The organism is Prevotella sp. HJM029, from assembly GCF_000599605.1.
Taxonomy (GTDB): Bacteria; Bacteroidota; Bacteroidia; order Bacteroidales; family Bacteroidaceae; genus Prevotella.
Genome location: NZ_KK082677.1, coordinates 1 through 15,462, shown reverse-complemented (window position 1 = coordinate 15,462; position 15,462 = coordinate 1). Strand labels below are relative to the sequence as shown.

Below are 15,462 nucleotides of genomic sequence, written 5' to 3'. Positions count from 1 at the left end.
AGTAGTATGGATATAGAGAAGCTTAAATCACTTGTTCATCGTTATGATGGTCTGTCTAACACTTTGGGTATGGAATTTTTTTCAACACCAGAGCCCGATACGTGCAAGGCCATGATGAAAGTTGACGGGCGTAATACGCAGCCCTTTGGTTTTCTCTCTGGAGGGGCATCTTTAGCTTTAGCTGAGAATTTAGCAGGCGTGGGTAGTTTAGCTTTATGTCCAGGAAAGATTTGTGTGGGTATACAAGTAAGTGGTAATCATATGCGAGCTGTTCGTGAAGGAGATACAGTTACAGCACATGCGCGTTTGCAATTTCAAGGCAACACATTGCATGAGTGGCATATTGATATCGTGAATTCAAGCGACGAGCTTATCTCCACCGTACACGTAACGAATTACATTATGAAATCTTCTGCTCCTCGCAAATGAGTAGTTTTGCTTACTATCGTCTGCCAGGGCAGTCGCAATGCATTTGTGTTAAGTCGAATCGTGCTCCATATGAGCTCTCATCTTATACGCAGTTAGATGCATCAATGTCGGGCTATATCTTAGCTCCGTTCCATATTTCTTCTACCTATCCACTTTTAGTGATAGCTGCTGATTTTGTACAAGTTTGTCCTATTAAGCCTGTACTTAAGCCAACAATATCAGTAGTAAAACAACAAGTAGAAGATGCTTCTTATCATGACGATTTCCAGCGTTTTCATGCTGCGTTGGAGACAGGGATATTGAAGAAGTTGGTATTGGCACGGCAGCTTCAGGTTGAGCTTTCTGACTCAATCGATTCCGTCGCTTTGTTTTATCACGCTTGTACCCTCTATCCACATGCATTTGTCTCTTTAGTTTCTACGCCTCAAAGCGGGACATGGCTCATGGCCACACCAGAAACTTTGTTGGCAAAACGACCTGTAGGGGATCAATGGTATACTATGGCTTTAGCGGGAACAATGGATCATAGTGGACCATGGGCTGAGAAGAATTGTTTGGAACAACGTCTTGTCGCCGATTATATAGAAACTTGTTTACAGCCTCATGTTGTACAATTGCAACGGTCTATGCCTTATGTACGACAAGCAGCACAGCTCTATCATCGTTGCACAGACTTTCTCTTTGTGTTAAAACCACAGGTTAATTTGGGTAATGTGATAGCCGATTTACATCCAACACCAGCCGTGTGTGGTATGCCTAAGGCATTGGCACAAGACTTTATCTTGCGCGAAGAACATCTCCATCGTGCCTATTATAGTGGGTTTACAGGTCCACTGAATGTGTGGAAAACAACCCATTTTTTTGTTTCTTTGCGGTGTATGCAACTGCTCGATAATCGTTGTATACTCTATGCTGGTGGAGGATTGCTGACGGCATCCAATGAGCAAAGTGAATGGAACGAAACAGAATTGAAATTAAACACAATGTTGAATGTACTCCAATCAGGAACATATTAATTGTCTCACGAGCTTACTTGTAGCACATCAAGTAAAATATGCTGTGCTTTGCCCAGGTAGCCGTAATGCCCCAATAGTTCATAATCTTAATGCATGTGCTATCTTGCATTGTTATTCTGTTACTGATGAACGCAGTGCAGGTTTCTATGCTTTAGGGTTAAGCTTAATGCTTCATGAGCCAGTGGTTATCTGTGTTACCAGTGGTACGGCACTGCTTAATGTGCTACCTGCTATTGCCGAAGCATGGCATCAGCATGTACCATTAATTTTAATTTCTGCAGATCGTCCTGTAGCATGGATAGGACAGCAGGATGGACAAACATTACAGCAGCAGGGAAGTCTTTCTCATTTTGTGCGATGTGCCGTCGATATCTCTACCCCCCATACGGCAGAAGACTATTGGTTTTGTAATCGGTGCCTCAATGAAGCGCTGATCAAAGCACAGCAGGGTAGTGGTGCGCCTGTGCACATCAATCTTCATATCGACGAGCCACTCTATGATTTTGCTGTTTCAGAATTGCCCGAAGAGCGTTCTATCTCGCTTTGTACTCCCACTTTGCAGTCAGCAATTTGTCAGCCATTGCAAGCAGAACTCCATCGTGCTTTGCGACCAGTCGTGGTCATGGGGCAATTAGCCTTTTCGGCAGACTGGGATGCAGTCGTTGCTCATTTACAGTCTCAGGGCATTGTGGTGCTATGTGAACCGCTTTCAAGTAGTACTATCGAAGCGCCAATAGATGCCTTGATGGCTTTAGCCGAAACTGCTGATATCGCCCTTCCCGATTTTATACTTTATGTGGGTGGGACATTGGTGAGTAAGCAATTGAAAGCCTTTCTGCGACGGGCTGTTAACGCTTCGTGCTGGGTGGTAAATGAAGAAGGCGATATTTATGACACGTTTCAAAATCTTCGTGGGGTAGTTCAGGCTACCCCCTGTGCCATTCTTAAAGCTTTAGTTTGGGGTAGAGATGTTACTTGGCGGCAGTCATGGCAAGCATTGAATGTGCATGCAATGAATCATGTCAACAGCTTTTCACCCCATTATTCATCCATGCAGGTCATTCGCTATTTTGAACAGTTGTTGAGTGAACTGCCGGGTGTGCCTGTGGTGCACTATGGCAACAGCATGGCGGTGCGTATAGGTTGTCTTTATGCACGACACTTTATCTATTGCAATCGTGGTGTTAATGGCATTGAAGGTAGCTTGTCAACGGCTGCTGGTCAATCGTTGGGCACAGAGGAAAACGTGTTTTGCATCATCGGCGACCTCAGTTTTTTCTATGATCAAAATGCGTTGTGGAATCAAAACCTTCGTGGCAACCTACGTATCCTATTACTTAATAATGGTGGTGGTGCCATCTTTAGTAAGTTTGAAGGACTTCGTCAAAGTGAAGCACGCGAAAAGTTTGTAATGGGTGTTCACCAAACCTCGGCAAAAGGTATTTGCATGGCTTGCCACGTGGATTATTATGCTGCGACTTCTTCTGCTGATAGTCTGGCAATGTTGCCTATCCTGTTAACTCAGAAGCGTGAGCGTCCAGTACTTTTGGAAGTCTTTACCAAGGCCGAAGATGATATGCGAGCATATGAATCTTTTTTCCAAACGCTTGTGTCTGCAGATGTAAAAGAAATTTTTAATATGAAATAAGGATGGAAAAACGAGAATGGAAGCCGATAGCAGGCTTCAACTTTAAAGAGATTTTATTTGAAAGTTTTCATCACATAGCCAAGATTACCATTAATCGAGAACGCTATCGAAACGCCTTTACCCCTCTGACTACCTGGGAAATGAGCCAGGCCTTTAGTTATTGTCGTGAATGCCAAGACATCCGCATAGTGCTTTTGACAGGGGCAGGCGACAAGGCTTTTTGTGCGGGAGGAGATATGCACGTTAAAGGCCGTGGTGGCTATGTTGGCAGTGATGGTGTGCCACGTCTTAACGTGTTAGATGTGCAGATGCAGATACGCCGTTTGCCCAAGCCCGTCATTGCTATGGTCAATGGTTATGCCATCGGTGGTGGGCACGTGTTGCATGTGATGTGCGACCTTACTATAGCCAGTGAAAATGCTATCTTTGGGCAAACTGGACCTAAAGTGGGTTCCTTCGATGCTGGTTTTGGAGCAAGCTATCTTGCGCGCATGGTTGGGCAAAAGAAAGCACGCGAGATATGGTTCCTTTGTAAACAATATACGGCACGCGAGGCCGAAGCTATGGGCATGGTGAATCGAGTTGTTCCTTTTGAGCAGCTTGAAGATGCTTGTGTGGAGTGGGCTGAAGTGATGATGGAGAGAAGTCCATTGGCATTGCGTATGATTAAGGCTGGCCTGAATGCTGAACTCGATGGACAAGCTGGAATACAAGAACTGGCTGGTGATGCAACAATGCTTTATTATACAATGGATGAAGCGCAAGAGGGCGGACGTGCCTTTTTGGAGAAGCGAAAGCCCGATTTTGATCAATATCCACTGTTTCCCTAATGTTGCAGTTTGAGATTCAGCCACGTACATTCCATTTTAAGCAACCTGCAGGAACGTCACGTGGAGTCTACACCGAGCGTAAGAGCTATTTCGTAACGCTATATGACACGGAGAAACCCCATTGCAAGGGCGTGGGTGAGTGTGCTCCGTTGCCACGTCTGTCGTGCGATGATGTGGTTCATTATCCAGCACTTTTAGCACAATTTTGTCAGTTGGTTACACAAACCAAGCGCATTCCTTATGCTTTGCTGCAATCTTATCCCAGTATGCTGTTTGGTATTGAGACAGCGTGGGCACAACTCCATGCTGCAGGAAGTTGGCAGCTATTCGACACACCCTTTGCGCATGGCATGGAGGGCATCACCATGAATGGGTTAGTGTGGATGGGGCGTTATGATGAGATGTTGCAACGACTTGCAGAAAAATTGTCGCAAGGTTTTCATTGCATCAAATTTAAAATTGGCGCCATCGATTTCGAACAAGAGTTAGCATTGCTGGCTCGCATTCGTGCGCGTTATTCGGCAAAGGAAATTGAAATACGCGTCGATGCCAATGGTGCTTTCAGTGCCACAGATGCTTTGCAACGGTTAGAGCAACTGGCACCCTATGATCTGCATTCCATAGAGCAGCCCATTCGGCAAGGTCAATGGCAGGCAATGGCGCAGTTGTGCAAAGCGTCGCCTATTCCCATTGCCTTAGACGAAGAATTGATAGGCGTGAACACACTGCAGATGAAAACGACTTTGTTGGATACCATTCAGCCCCATTATCTGGTGCTGAAACCTTCGCTGCATGGTGGAATGTATGGTACGAAAGAATGGATTTCTTTGGCGCAAGCACGTCACATTGACACCTGGATGACCAGTGCTTTAGAAAGCAATGTGGGGCTCAATGCCATAGCACAATTTTGTGCGCATAGCTATGGTTCAGCCATTGCTCTACCTCAAGGATTAGGCACGGGGCAGCTATTTACCGATAATGTTGATGTGCCGTTGCAGGTGCGTGGCGAGCAGTTGTGGTTTTCTCCTGAAAGATAAAAAATGACGGTTGACGATTTTTTAGCCGATTGGCATAGCAATTCTGAGGGAATCTGGGTGCATACAAGTGGCACCACAGGCACGCCGAAGCCCATGTATGTTTTGAAACAGCACATGCGTAATTCGGCACGCGCCACCTGCGATTTCTTAGGTCTGCAGCCTGGCGATGGCGCTTTTCTCTGTATGTCGGTCGATTATATTGCTGGCAAAATGATGGTGGTGCGCAGTCTCGAACGCCAGTTGCAGCTCATACAAGTACCACCATCGGGTCATCCTTTGCATGGCGCTGCGGTGTCGCAAGCACGAGCCTCGTTAGCAGCCATGGTGCCTTTACAAGTTTATAATTCGTTGCAAGTGCCAGCCGAGCGCGAGCAATTACAACGTTTCACCCATGTCATCATCGGTGGAGGTGCAATCGATGCGCAGCTCGAAGCCCAATTGCAGAGCTTTCCCAATGCGATTTGGAGCAGTTATGGCATGACCGAGACCCTGTCTCATGTGGCTTTGCGCCGCGTCAATGGCGCTTGTGCTTCGTTGTGGTATCAGCCGATGCCCGGTGTGAAGGTGTCGCTCGATGAACATGATTGTTTGGTCATCGATGCTCCCGCTGTGCACGATGGCGCTTTACACACGCACGATATCGCCACCTTGCGGCAGGATGGCTGTTTCCGCATTTTGGGGCGACGCGATAATGTCATTTGTAGTGGCGGAATTAAGTTGCAGGCCGAAGCCATTGAGCAACGTTTACAGCCATGGCTCGAAGCGCCTTTTGCTATCACCAAACGCGCTGACGAAAAGTTTGGCGAGGTCGTGGTGCTGGTCACCACAGCGACAGATTTAGAGCAGGTGAAAGCCATTTGTGTTGCGCAGCTTCCCAAATATTGGCAACCCCATGTTTTTGTGCATGCCGATGTGTTGCCAATCACGCCCACGGGCAAGGTGGCGCGCACCGCATTGCTAACCCTCGCGAAAAAAGTCTAATGCCGCTTTGATTTCGGCTTCAGTGGCCGTTTGGTCAAGTTGATAGTCACCCACTGCACGTAGCAATGTAAAATTGATGCGGTTGTGGGTGTTTTTCTTGTCATGCAACATCCATTGCAGCAACTCATCGTAGTCGTCGCAACTGATGGGCAGCTGTCCATAGTGCTCGCGAATGAATTGCACCACTTGGCGCAGCTCTTGAAGTGGAAATCCGCATTTGATGTGCGACAGATAGAGCTCGCACAGCATGCCATAGGCCACCGCGTAGCCATGCAAAATGGGCGTGCGGCGCATGGCAAAACTCTCGAAAGCATGCCCCATGGTGTGGCCAAAGTTGAGCACCTTGCGCAGCCCCTGTTCACGCACATCCTGCTCCACAACGCGTTTCTTCACCGCTATCGAAGCCTCAATCAGCGGTGGCAAGCGTGTCAAATGGGGCTGCTCTAAATCAAACGACAACAGCGCATGCAACTTCTCGGGCTGGGCAATGAGCGCATGTTTGAGCATCTCGGCATAGCCCGAACGCAGGTTGCGCGCATCCAACGTAGCAAGAAACCGGCTGTCGATGAGCACGGCCCGGGGCTCACAAAACGCACCGATTTCGTTTTTCAAACCCATGAAGTTGATGCCCGTCTTCCCGCCAACCGAGGCATCGACCATAGCCAAAAGGGTAGTGGGCAGATTGACAAAAGCAATGCCACGTTTAAAGGTGCTGGCGGCAAACCCACCCAAATCGGTCACCATGCCACCGCCCACGTTCACCAAACACGAATGGCGCGTGGCTCCCTGCTCGCTCAGCGCCGTCCACACCTGTGTGAGCGTAGCGAGATTTTTGTGGTCATCGCCTGCCTCAATCGTCAAGGGAGTTGCGGTTTGTAGTGCGGACACCGAAGCCACACGCGGCCAGCATAGCCGATGGGTGTTGGCATCGGTCAGCACAAACACACGGTCGGGAGACAACCGCTCCAACGTGTGTTGCAACGCTGTCTCCAACGCATTCACCATCAAAATTTCGTTCTCTGTCATCGTTGTCAATTGCTATTTTGCTTGCAAAAGTAGTGCATTTTGGCCAACTATCGCCCACATCGTCCCATTTCTTTCCATCATTCCTCATCTGGATGCCGTCCAACCGCAAAATGGCCACGCACAATGCCTCACGAAGGCTGCGCTGGTCTGCGCGGTGAAACAAAGCGAGGGGCAGAAATGCATCGCGCATTTCCACCCCCCTTGATATCAATATGGAAATAAAAAATTGTTATGATTTCGGCGTCACCGTGGCCGAACCCTGCCCTTCGTCCTTCGATTTAGGCTCCTCTTTCGGCGCCGTGTTCTCGTCGGTGGGCTTCTCGTTCTTTTTGGGTTTCACCTTGGCCGAGCCGTTGCCTTTTCCGCTCGTCCGCGTCTTCACCAACATCAGTTCGCCGCCCACAAGTCGCGCCCATTGCTTTTTGCCCGTGCTGCTGGTCAACACTTCGTAGCGCGTTTCCTTGTTGGCCGTGTTTGTGCGCCCAGTGAAACTCAGGTCGTCTGAGCCATAGCCTGCCGAAGCTGCCAATTTGGGCAACAAGGGGTCGATGAGTTTGTGGTTGTTCTCCAACTCCATTTGCTTGGCAATGCCCAATTGCGCTTTGCTCGATTTGCGATTGGTTGAATAGCTCTCAATCAGCAGATTGATGGCCTTCACCAACGCTGCAATCAGTTTGCGGTCGGCATCATCGGTAGCAAAGATATAGGCTGCCTCGATGTTGCTGCGCACCTCATAGAAAGCCTCGTCGGTCATGGGGCGCACCTGCTTCATCGACGACACCGTGCGTTTGCTCTGGCTCACCACCCGTTGTTTGCTAAGCTCGCCAAATTGGGTGCTGTTGGTTTTCAAGGCATCGATAATCACCGTGAGCCCCAAAGCCGCTGTCTGCGTGGGCAACTTGGCCAAATCCATCAGCAGCCCGTCCACATGCGCGCTCTCGGCCTCCAACTGCTCGCTTTGAATGCCCTTGTAGGAGCCAACCAGCGGCAACAGCTTCTCGCCCGGCTCGCGCAACGCCTTGATGGGCGAATGGGCATTGCTGCGAATGGCTGAAAAGAGCTGGGTGAGGAGCCCATCGCGCTCTTCGTCCAATTGCTGCAGCTGAGCCGTCACCTCCGAAGCCCGTTGCGCATGGTTCAAATCGAGCTCTTGGTCAATCAGCGCGCGCCAACTTTTCAACAGCTCCTCGGTGAGGTGCAGTTTCACTTTGTCGGGCTCCGAAACCAGAGCGTAAAGACGTTGATGCAACTCTGTGTGCATCGCACTGGTATGTGTTGTAATACCGGCGTTCACCCGCACGTAGCGGGGGTTTTGTAAATTTTTGTCTTTCATCAGTTAAACATAAAAAAGTTATGCGCCAATAGCGACGCTAATAAATTGTCTTGTATCAGATGTGCAATGAGATTAGTTTTTGCTCTGTATCCGAATCCAAGGCGATGTAAAAGTATGCTTTTCTGCGCACAAAACCAAAAATCGAGCCAAAAAATTGCAATTTTTTTTTATCCTCGTGCACATAACATCGCGAGCGAGGGCAATTTTCGCGATAACGAGTGTTGGTTATCGCGGGCGAGGGCAATTTTCACGATAACGAGGGTTGGTTATCGCGGGCGAGGGCATTTTTCGCGATAACGAGCGTTGGTTATCGCGAGCGAGGGCAATTTTCGCGATAACGAGAGGTAGTTATCGCGGGCGAGGGTAATTTTCGCGATAACGAGCGTTGGTTATCGCGGGCGAGGGTATTTTTCGCGATAACGAGCGTTGGTTATCGTGAGCGAGGGTAATTTTCGCGATAACGAGAGTTGGTTATCGCGGGCGAGGGTATTTTTCGCGATAACGAGAGTTGGTTATCGCGAGCGAGGGCAATTCCAACTTGTTTTTGGGGATGAGCCCATTCGGCGACGCCTCCGCCTAAACGTGCTCCGTGGTTGAATATGCCAGCAACCCCGCCGCCCAAACGCCCATTCGCCTTGTGGTGGTTGGCCGAGGCATTGCCCATCTGTTTTCCAGCCATCAACCTCAGCGCGATAGCACATTCGGCAATGCCCATCAAGCCATGTTGTGCGCCATCGGCTCGCCTCGATTACACCCGCTATACAAAATATCCTGATAGGGAATGGCCTATCAGGATATTTTGAAAGTCAATAGCAAAACAGAGATGCTTATTGCACTTGGAATATAGGCATTATTGTTGTCTTTTTATCTGTTGTAGTTATTGATAAAGTTGATCCGAAATTTGAATGTCTGCCATAACCACTATTACTATTATTTTCCCAAAAATATTTCAGGTAAAAGGCCATATCTCCTTTTGAATTTCCAATCCAATAACCACATTCTTGTTGACCATTTAACGAGTAATAAGATGGGTTGCCGTCCTTTCTGAATAGCCTTACTGCAGGTATGAACATATAATAGGCTTCGTTATCTCCTTTATATCCACTTTGAGGGCTGCTCGGTTTTCCCAATTGAATCATTCCACTATGGGCATTGCCGCCATAACTGACAGATCCTTGTATGTAGGGTTGTCTCCCTGCAGCCATTTCATCAATATAATTTTTCCCATCCTCGAAAGACCAACGCCAATTGTTTACATCTACTCCACGTTGAGCAGCCTGAACAGATAATTTTTTCAGCCAGATTCCACCATAATGTACTATTCCTTGATAAGTCCAAGTGGTGTTGGAATCAAAATAGATATCGCTATTGAGATACCATTGTGCCTGGTTGATATTTGGAGCAGTACTTGCTGATTGAGTTGCACTTCCAGTTTGTTCGTTACACCAGCGTAAATCAGTATTGATAGTAGGCCAATCTATAGGCGTATATCTATCAACAGCAACATTCTCTCGTGCATCCCACATATAGAATTTTGGTTCATATGCCAACTGGTCTAAATTCGCATAGATGTCAGTTATAGTATTGGGCAGATAGTTGCGTGCCGCCATATTCTTAGTGAGTTTGAGTTGCACAGGTGTTTGTGGCGATGTGTAATAATAATCAATCGAAAGGGTATGCACACCAGGAGCCATCACAATATAGGCGGCGCTGAGCGCTTGGTTGGGTGCATTGTTTTCTAATGAGAAACCATTGCCGTTATTTAGTCCGTTCTCAATCGTATAGCCTGGATTGCTAACATATGCCATATTAAGACCATATTTAGCGATATCAAACGTACCAGTGATGGCATTGTCAGAGCGCACTACAATCTTAGTAACCTTTGCCCCTGGTCTAATCAACTCATTTGTACAATAGGGCATGATGCACAAATAAGCAGGTAGGCGTCGCAATTGCACAGAATAAGTCCCACTTGCTGTTCGATTAGCCGTGCCTTCGGCGCAGTCACCCACATATTGCAAGTGGTCGGTGTTGTTAGCTACGCCTTGCCATTGCAAGGGATGGATGGTGACATAGCGGCCATCGGTGCGCGTGGTATGGCCGCAATAGTTTACTTTGTAAGATGCGTTACCAAGACCAGGCTCAAAATAGAATTTCGCGCGTGTCGATGGTGTTGTGACATTATTGAACGAACTTCCGAGACGATAGGTATCTGACAAATAGAGCCATATTTTATCATCAGTTTGCCATTTAACCACAGCGCCTCGTTCGGGTACATGGTCTGTAATCGCTACACGGGTTGGAGTTGCCTCCTGGGTAACAAAAGCAGTATAGTGTGCTGTATCTCCTTTTTCTATTTCCTTTTGCTGAATATCAGTCCCAGCATCATTGATACAGCTGCTAAGCAACACAGAAAAGGCTGCAAAAGCTGCTATTGAAAATATATATTTTTTCATTGTTTATAATCTTTATGCTTATAATTAGAATGAACCATCCCAATCCTTATCTTCCTGTACTTGTATGCTCCCTTGTTTCTTCGCAGTAGCAATACTGCCACCTGCCTCAATGATTAAGTTCTCTGCATCGAAGGATGTTGTGAGATTTGCCACAATATTTGTCATAGTATTGGGGCGATAATCATATGCATCTATAGTCTTCTTAAGAGTGATAAGTCCTGCTTGTTGTGGCGAAGTGAATTGAAATTCAAACGTGAGCGTATGTACGCCAGGAACCATCACAATGAAGATGGCATTTAAGGATTTGTTGATAGAGGCATTATTTACAGGGAATCCTGCATTGCCTACACCTAAGCCCGATTCAATGTAGGTGCCTAAGTCTGTGGCAAAGTTCGTGTCGAGACCATGCTGAGCAATGTCAAATTTTCCTGTAATAGCATTGTCAGAATAGATGCGAACCATCTTTAACATTGCGCCATTGCGTATCGACTCGTCTGAGCAATAGGGCGTGATGCAAAGGTAAGCGGGCAAGCGAGTGAACTTCACATCGTAAACACCAGCTTTGGCTGCATTGCGATAGGCCGTGCCAAAGGCACAATCGCCCACGTAGCGAATGTGGTCGTTGTTGTAGGCATAAGCTTGCCATTGTGATGGATGAATGGTGACATAGCGACCATCGGTGCGTGAGGGGTGTCCCAAATAGTGCACGCCATAGGTGGGATTGTTGTAGCCTGCAGGGAAATAGAACTTAGCTTGCTGCACTACTGCACCTGCTGCAATGTTGTTGCCTACACTGCCTATGCGATCATTTTCAGAAACGTGGAGCCACAAGCGGTCATCTTGCTGCCAGTGGGGTGTCCACGTGTTGTTGTTGTTATCCCATATATGTGGATTTCGTGTGAGCCCACCATCTTGTGCCATAAAGGTGGTGTATTGGCTTTCATCAATTGGTTGGGTAGTGCTTTCGCTCACATCGTTGGCACAGCTACAAAAGAGTAGTGCGGCCGTTGCCCATAAACCTATATTTCTTTTCATATGTTATTTACTTTTTTTGTTGAACAATGTTCCCCAATCTTTGTGTGCACGTACTATGACACCTGTTTGTTTCTTTGAAAATGCAATCGTTCCACCATCGCCAATCAAATTGTTGTCAGCATTATAATAGTTGGCCACGTCGGCAACAATGTCGGTTATCGTGTTGGGATGATAGTCGATGTTGTCGAGTGTTTTGACGGCTCGCAATGTCTGGCCGGGGATTTTGGGCGATGTGAACTCGAAGGTCAGCGTGAGCGTGTGCCAGCCCGGCAGCATCACGGTGAAGATGGCATTGCGGTTTTGGTCTTCTGTGGCGTTGTCTACTGGGAATCCGTTTCCGCCATTGAGCACCATGTTGATGTTGTTGCCTAAGTTTTCGGCGTGGGTTCTGTCGAAGAGTCCATAGCGTCCCACATCAAACTTTCCGCGCAGGGCGTTGTCGGCCGTGATGGTTACGCCTTTGAGGATGGCGCCCGTGCGGAGGTCGGGGTCAGAGCAATAGGGCATGATGCAAAGGTAGGCAGGCAAGCGGTGCATGGTTACCTTGTATTGTCCTTGTGCCACGCGTGTAGCTGTGCCTTCTGCGCAATCGCCAACATTCTGCAGGTGGTCGGTGTTGTTGGGTGGATATTGCCACTGGTATTCACCGAACGTAACGAAATAGCCATCGGTGCTGTTTTGGTTGCCCAAGTAGTTGACTTTATAATGGGGCTGATCGAAGTCGTAGGTGAAATAGAATTCAGCCGAAGCCGAAACGTTGGTGAGATTGCTGGTGACGCTACCGATGCGCAAGTTGTCTAAGATATAGAGCCACAACTTGTCGCCGGGTTGCCACCAAATGTCGGCTCCGGTGTTGAGGCTGTGGTTCAAGATGTAGTGAGAACGCGTCATGCCCTCGTTCACCGAGGTGAATGTTGTGTATTTCGATTTGTCGATAGTGCCTGTTTCCGTGGTGCTGGGCGACAGGTTGTCGTCGCTGCCGCAGGCTGTTAAAAACAGCGCTGCTACAGCAAAGGAAATCGTTTGTATGATATTTCTTTTCATTGTCGTTTATATTTTGTCGTAAATCATATTCTTTTTGCCTGCACATTACCAGCGAATTACGCCACCGCTTTGCATGCGGTCGTTGGTAGCGCCATGCTTGTTGGGACGCTCGTAGGCTGGCCAAATGGCATAGGCCATAGCGGCATGGTCGTTGCCTTTGGGCATAATGGAATTTTCGTTGATTACAAAGTCACAACCTGTGTTGCCACTCAATGGAATGGCTGTCCAATAGGTTCCGAATGTGGCTGGAATGAACGTACCCGAAGAGTGGGCTACGGCTCCTGTTGTGCCGATGTAGAGCAATGGGGTTTGTGCATCGGCCGTTTTGAAGAACCAACCATTGTGCCAGCCTCGATAGCGGCGCACATTGTATTCGGATGGCGTGTTAGAGTTCTCACCTGTTGTGGTGAAGCCAGTGAAGGCCAGTGATACGGGCATCTCGAAACCTGCAGGACAGGGGTCGTAGATGGTTTTAATCACTTCGTTGCCATTGAATGATGCTTCGCAGTTGTTCATCGACCACAGGTTGAGATAAGATGTATCCTTGGTCCATCCCCACTCGTTGCCCGTACCGGAAGCTGTGTTGACCATGGGGAACATCTCCCAGGGGAAGAGCGCACCATAACCCACCGTGCGACCACCATAGGTATGAGTTGTGTTCCAAGTGACATATTGTCCGTGTCCGGGGAAGGGGTCTTTGCGACCAAACTGATAGAGCATGGGGCTGAAGTCGCGAATGATTTCGGCCTTGTGTGTGATGGTAACATAAGCTACACTGGGATGATTGGCATTGCCTATGTTGGGCTTGAGCGTGAGCCGCACCTTGCGGTCGTCCAAATAGCTCGTTTCACGCCAGTCAACGTAGCGGTTGCCCAATGCACGGCGCATGATTTTGTAATAGGCACCAGAATGGAGCTTGATGGTGACGGGCTGCACGTCTTTCTTTTGTGCAAACCACAAGTGATAGGACCACATCACGGTATAGCCCGCATTGCGCACATTGATGGTGAGGTTACCACTCTGGATGTTCTCACGCGTTACGTGGAAAGCGATAAACATGTTTTTGCCCGAGCCTTGAATGGTGAATGCACCATTAGGTTCACTCGCATTGCCTTCGATGGGGCTGGGTATGTCGCTCCATGAATAATTGGCATAGGTTACCGGTGTAGTGGCTCTCGCAGGATAGGTTGCTGAGGGTGCCATCTGCTCGTTGATGTAAGGGCTTGTGATGAGTTTGTCCTCGTGGTCTACGAGATGTTCCATCACTGCTAACTTTGCAGGAACGGCAGGAAATGGACGCATACCATTATAGAGATAAGAGAATTTGTTGACACTGGTACCATTGATTCCTTCTATACCCGTGCTGGCTTTCACACCATTACCATAAGCCAAAGGTATGCGATAATAGCCTGGTGCAGAGATAACATAGCAGTTGGCTGTTTCGATGTTGAGGTCGCCACCATCGATGGGATTGGCTAAGTTCCAATATCTCGTTGGGCTTCCCACTTCGGGTGCAGCTTTCAATTCTTGGTTATAAATGGCTTTCTTATCGATGAGCGCTTCGGGCTGAACTGTGGTGTTGCAAGCCTGAGCCGCACCATTGGCATCACCCAATCCTTCTGTGATTAAATTGGTGAGCCATGCAGGGCGAGTCATGTTTAAATCTTCCCACAGCTCGGTATCGGGGTTCATCACCTCCATTTTTGTTACCTTCCAAGCTACGGGTTGTTTGACGGCTCCGTTTTCACGCCAGCTGGTTACCTGGAAGGCTTTGGGCGTAGCTTCGTTATAAGCAAACTCTAAATTGTCGTTGGTCACCGTGAAGTGATACTGCCAGTTGGAGTTGCTCTGCGAGAGTTTATATTCGCTGGTGGTGCCAGCTTCCCATTGTCCTTTGAGACGAATGGTGAGCTTATGCTTTTTGTTGTCGGGCGTAGTGTAGTAAATCATCGCCTTCACGTTTTGCCCATCCAATTGCTGGGGCAGCATGTAGAACGTGTAGTTGCGACCATCTGTGCCTGCAATGGCTGCATTAGGGGTCTGTGACACGGCAATGCTCACGCCATCGAGGCTGTTAACTTGTGAACGATCGGTGGAGGGATAAGTCCATGTGCCTTGTGTTATGGGCGCATCCGACATGGTGTAGCGGCCTTTGCTGAGTGCACCTGTGATTTCAATCTTGGTGATGGTGCCCAACGAAAGGTTGTCGCCCACCGAGAATTTCACAGCCGTGAGGGCGTGTTGAAATTGCAAACTCGTGGCTGGTGCATCGCCCTGCGACACATATTGCGCATCGTTTGAGCGTGCAATCATCAAGTCCTTCATGTTTTGCACGTTGGCCTCGACCTCAAAATCCACATAAGGTGTGGGCAGATGGCCTGCTGGCGAGAGTGCTATCTTGCTGTAGGAGTTAGTCACTTCGGGATAAACGGCGAAGAAACGTCCCCATGGCTTTTGCCAGGTCCAGCGGTGAAGGTTATCGAGTGTCCCGTCGCCTTGCGTGGGCTCGCTGTCAAACCACTGGTTGGTCATAGCCGTTTGCGACGTGCCATTCATACCTGTCGAGGAGAAACGGCCACGCGTCCATGCCACAACAGCACGTGTGCCTGGTGTGGGCGTAATGGGAT

The 15,462-nt window shown here is 48.4% G+C and carries 13 protein-coding genes; 6 read left to right on the top strand and 7 right to left on the bottom strand.

Annotated features, from left to right (window positions below):
* Positions 1-6 precede the first annotated feature (6 nt).
* The 6 genes from X919_RS0113055 to X919_RS0113030 are packed head-to-tail and all read left to right on the top strand — an operon-like array spanning position 7 to position 5,941.
* The gene (locus tag X919_RS0113055) at positions 7-429 is read left to right on the top strand and encodes a PaaI family thioesterase (RefSeq protein ID WP_028900488.1); all 423 of its coding nucleotides are present in this window, start codon (positions 7-9) and stop codon (positions 427-429) included.
* A complete protein-coding gene (locus tag X919_RS0113050) occupies positions 426-1,445 on the top strand; it encodes a chorismate-binding protein (protein ID WP_028900487.1) in 1,020 nt (339 codons plus the stop codon). Before X919_RS0113055 ends, X919_RS0113050 begins: the two co-directional genes overlap by 4 nt.
* Positions 1,420-3,093 (top strand): 2-succinyl-5-enolpyruvyl-6-hydroxy-3-cyclohexene-1-carboxylic-acid synthase, encoded by a 1,674-nt coding sequence (gene menD / locus X919_RS0113045; RefSeq protein WP_028900486.1) that lies wholly within the window; start codon positions 1,420-1,422, stop codon positions 3,091-3,093. The genes X919_RS0113050 and menD overlap by 26 nt, the downstream gene beginning before the upstream one ends.
* A gap of 2 nt (positions 3,094-3,095) precedes the next feature.
* Positions 3,096-3,923, top strand: a complete 828-nt coding sequence (gene menB, locus X919_RS0113040) for a 1,4-dihydroxy-2-naphthoyl-CoA synthase (RefSeq protein WP_028900485.1) — start codon at positions 3,096-3,098, stop codon at positions 3,921-3,923.
* Entirely contained in the window at positions 3,923-4,960 is a 1,038-nt protein-coding gene (locus X919_RS0113035) for an o-succinylbenzoate synthase (protein ID WP_028900484.1), read from the top strand. The genes menB and X919_RS0113035 overlap by 1 nt, the downstream gene beginning before the upstream one ends.
* A gap of 3 nt (positions 4,961-4,963) precedes the next feature.
* Positions 4,964-5,941 (top strand): AMP-binding protein, encoded by a 978-nt coding sequence (locus X919_RS0113030; RefSeq protein WP_028900483.1) that lies wholly within the window; start codon positions 4,964-4,966, stop codon positions 5,939-5,941.
* On the opposite strand, the gene aroB is transcribed toward X919_RS0113030, so the two are convergent.
* From aroB to X919_RS0112995, 7 genes are all read right to left on the bottom strand, one after another.
* Complete coding sequence (gene aroB / locus X919_RS0113025; protein WP_028900482.1) at positions 5,918-6,967, bottom strand: 3-dehydroquinate synthase; 1,050 nt, start codon at positions 6,965-6,967, stop codon at positions 5,918-5,920. The two genes, X919_RS0113030 and aroB, sit on opposite strands and share 24 nt — an antisense overlap.
* Positions 6,968-7,196: 229 nt before the next feature.
* Positions 7,197-8,300, bottom strand: a complete 1,104-nt coding sequence (locus X919_RS15730; protein ID WP_051502542.1) for a DUF6261 family protein — start codon at positions 8,298-8,300, stop codon at positions 7,197-7,199.
* Between the two features lie 430 nt (positions 8,301-8,730).
* Complete coding sequence (locus X919_RS0113015) at positions 8,731-9,015, bottom strand: hypothetical protein (RefSeq protein ID WP_155949733.1); 285 nt, start codon at positions 9,013-9,015, stop codon at positions 8,731-8,733.
* Between the two features lie 112 nt (positions 9,016-9,127).
* The gene (locus X919_RS0113010; protein ID WP_028900480.1) at positions 9,128-10,756 is read right to left on the bottom strand and encodes a hypothetical protein; all 1,629 of its coding nucleotides are present in this window, start codon (positions 10,754-10,756) and stop codon (positions 9,128-9,130) included.
* 24 nt (positions 10,757-10,780) lie between these two features.
* Positions 10,781-11,791, bottom strand: a complete 1,011-nt coding sequence (locus X919_RS0113005) for a hypothetical protein (RefSeq protein WP_028900479.1) — start codon at positions 11,789-11,791, stop codon at positions 10,781-10,783.
* A gap of 3 nt (positions 11,792-11,794) precedes the next feature.
* Entirely contained in the window at positions 11,795-12,835 is a 1,041-nt protein-coding gene (locus tag X919_RS0113000) for a hypothetical protein (RefSeq protein WP_028900478.1), read from the bottom strand.
* 45 nt (positions 12,836-12,880) lie between these two features.
* The coding region (locus tag X919_RS0112995; protein ID WP_028900477.1) for a fimbrillin family protein at positions 12,881-15,462 on the bottom strand (2,582 nt) is incomplete at its 5' end.

Coding starts and splice junctions, on each gene's coding strand:
- X919_RS0113055 (WP_028900488.1), top strand. CDS start 7: ATGGATATAGAGAAGCTTAAATCACTTGTTCATCGTTATGATGGTCTG.
- X919_RS0113050 (WP_028900487.1), top strand. CDS start 426: ATGAGTAGTTTTGCTTACTATCGTCTGCCAGGGCAGTCGCAATGCATT.
- menD (WP_028900486.1), top strand. CDS start 1,420: ATGTACTCCAATCAGGAACATATTAATTGTCTCACGAGCTTACTTGTA.
- menB (WP_028900485.1), top strand. CDS start 3,096: ATGGAAAAACGAGAATGGAAGCCGATAGCAGGCTTCAACTTTAAAGAG.
- X919_RS0113035 (WP_028900484.1), top strand. CDS start 3,923: ATGTTGCAGTTTGAGATTCAGCCACGTACATTCCATTTTAAGCAACCT.
- X919_RS0113030 (WP_028900483.1), top strand. CDS start 4,964: ATGACGGTTGACGATTTTTTAGCCGATTGGCATAGCAATTCTGAGGGA.
- aroB (WP_028900482.1), bottom strand. CDS start 6,967: ATGACAGAGAACGAAATTTTGATGGTGAATGCGTTGGAGACAGCGTTG.
- X919_RS15730 (WP_051502542.1), bottom strand. CDS start 8,300: ATGAAAGACAAAAATTTACAAAACCCCCGCTACGTGCGGGTGAACGCC.
- X919_RS0113015 (WP_155949733.1), bottom strand. CDS start 9,015: ATGGGCATTGCCGAATGTGCTATCGCGCTGAGGTTGATGGCTGGAAAA.
- X919_RS0113010 (WP_028900480.1), bottom strand. CDS start 10,756: ATGAAAAAATATATATTTTCAATAGCAGCTTTTGCAGCCTTTTCTGTG.
- X919_RS0113005 (WP_028900479.1), bottom strand. CDS start 11,791: ATGAAAAGAAATATAGGTTTATGGGCAACGGCCGCACTACTCTTTTGT.
- X919_RS0113000 (WP_028900478.1), bottom strand. CDS start 12,835: ATGAAAAGAAATATCATACAAACGATTTCCTTTGCTGTAGCAGCGCTG.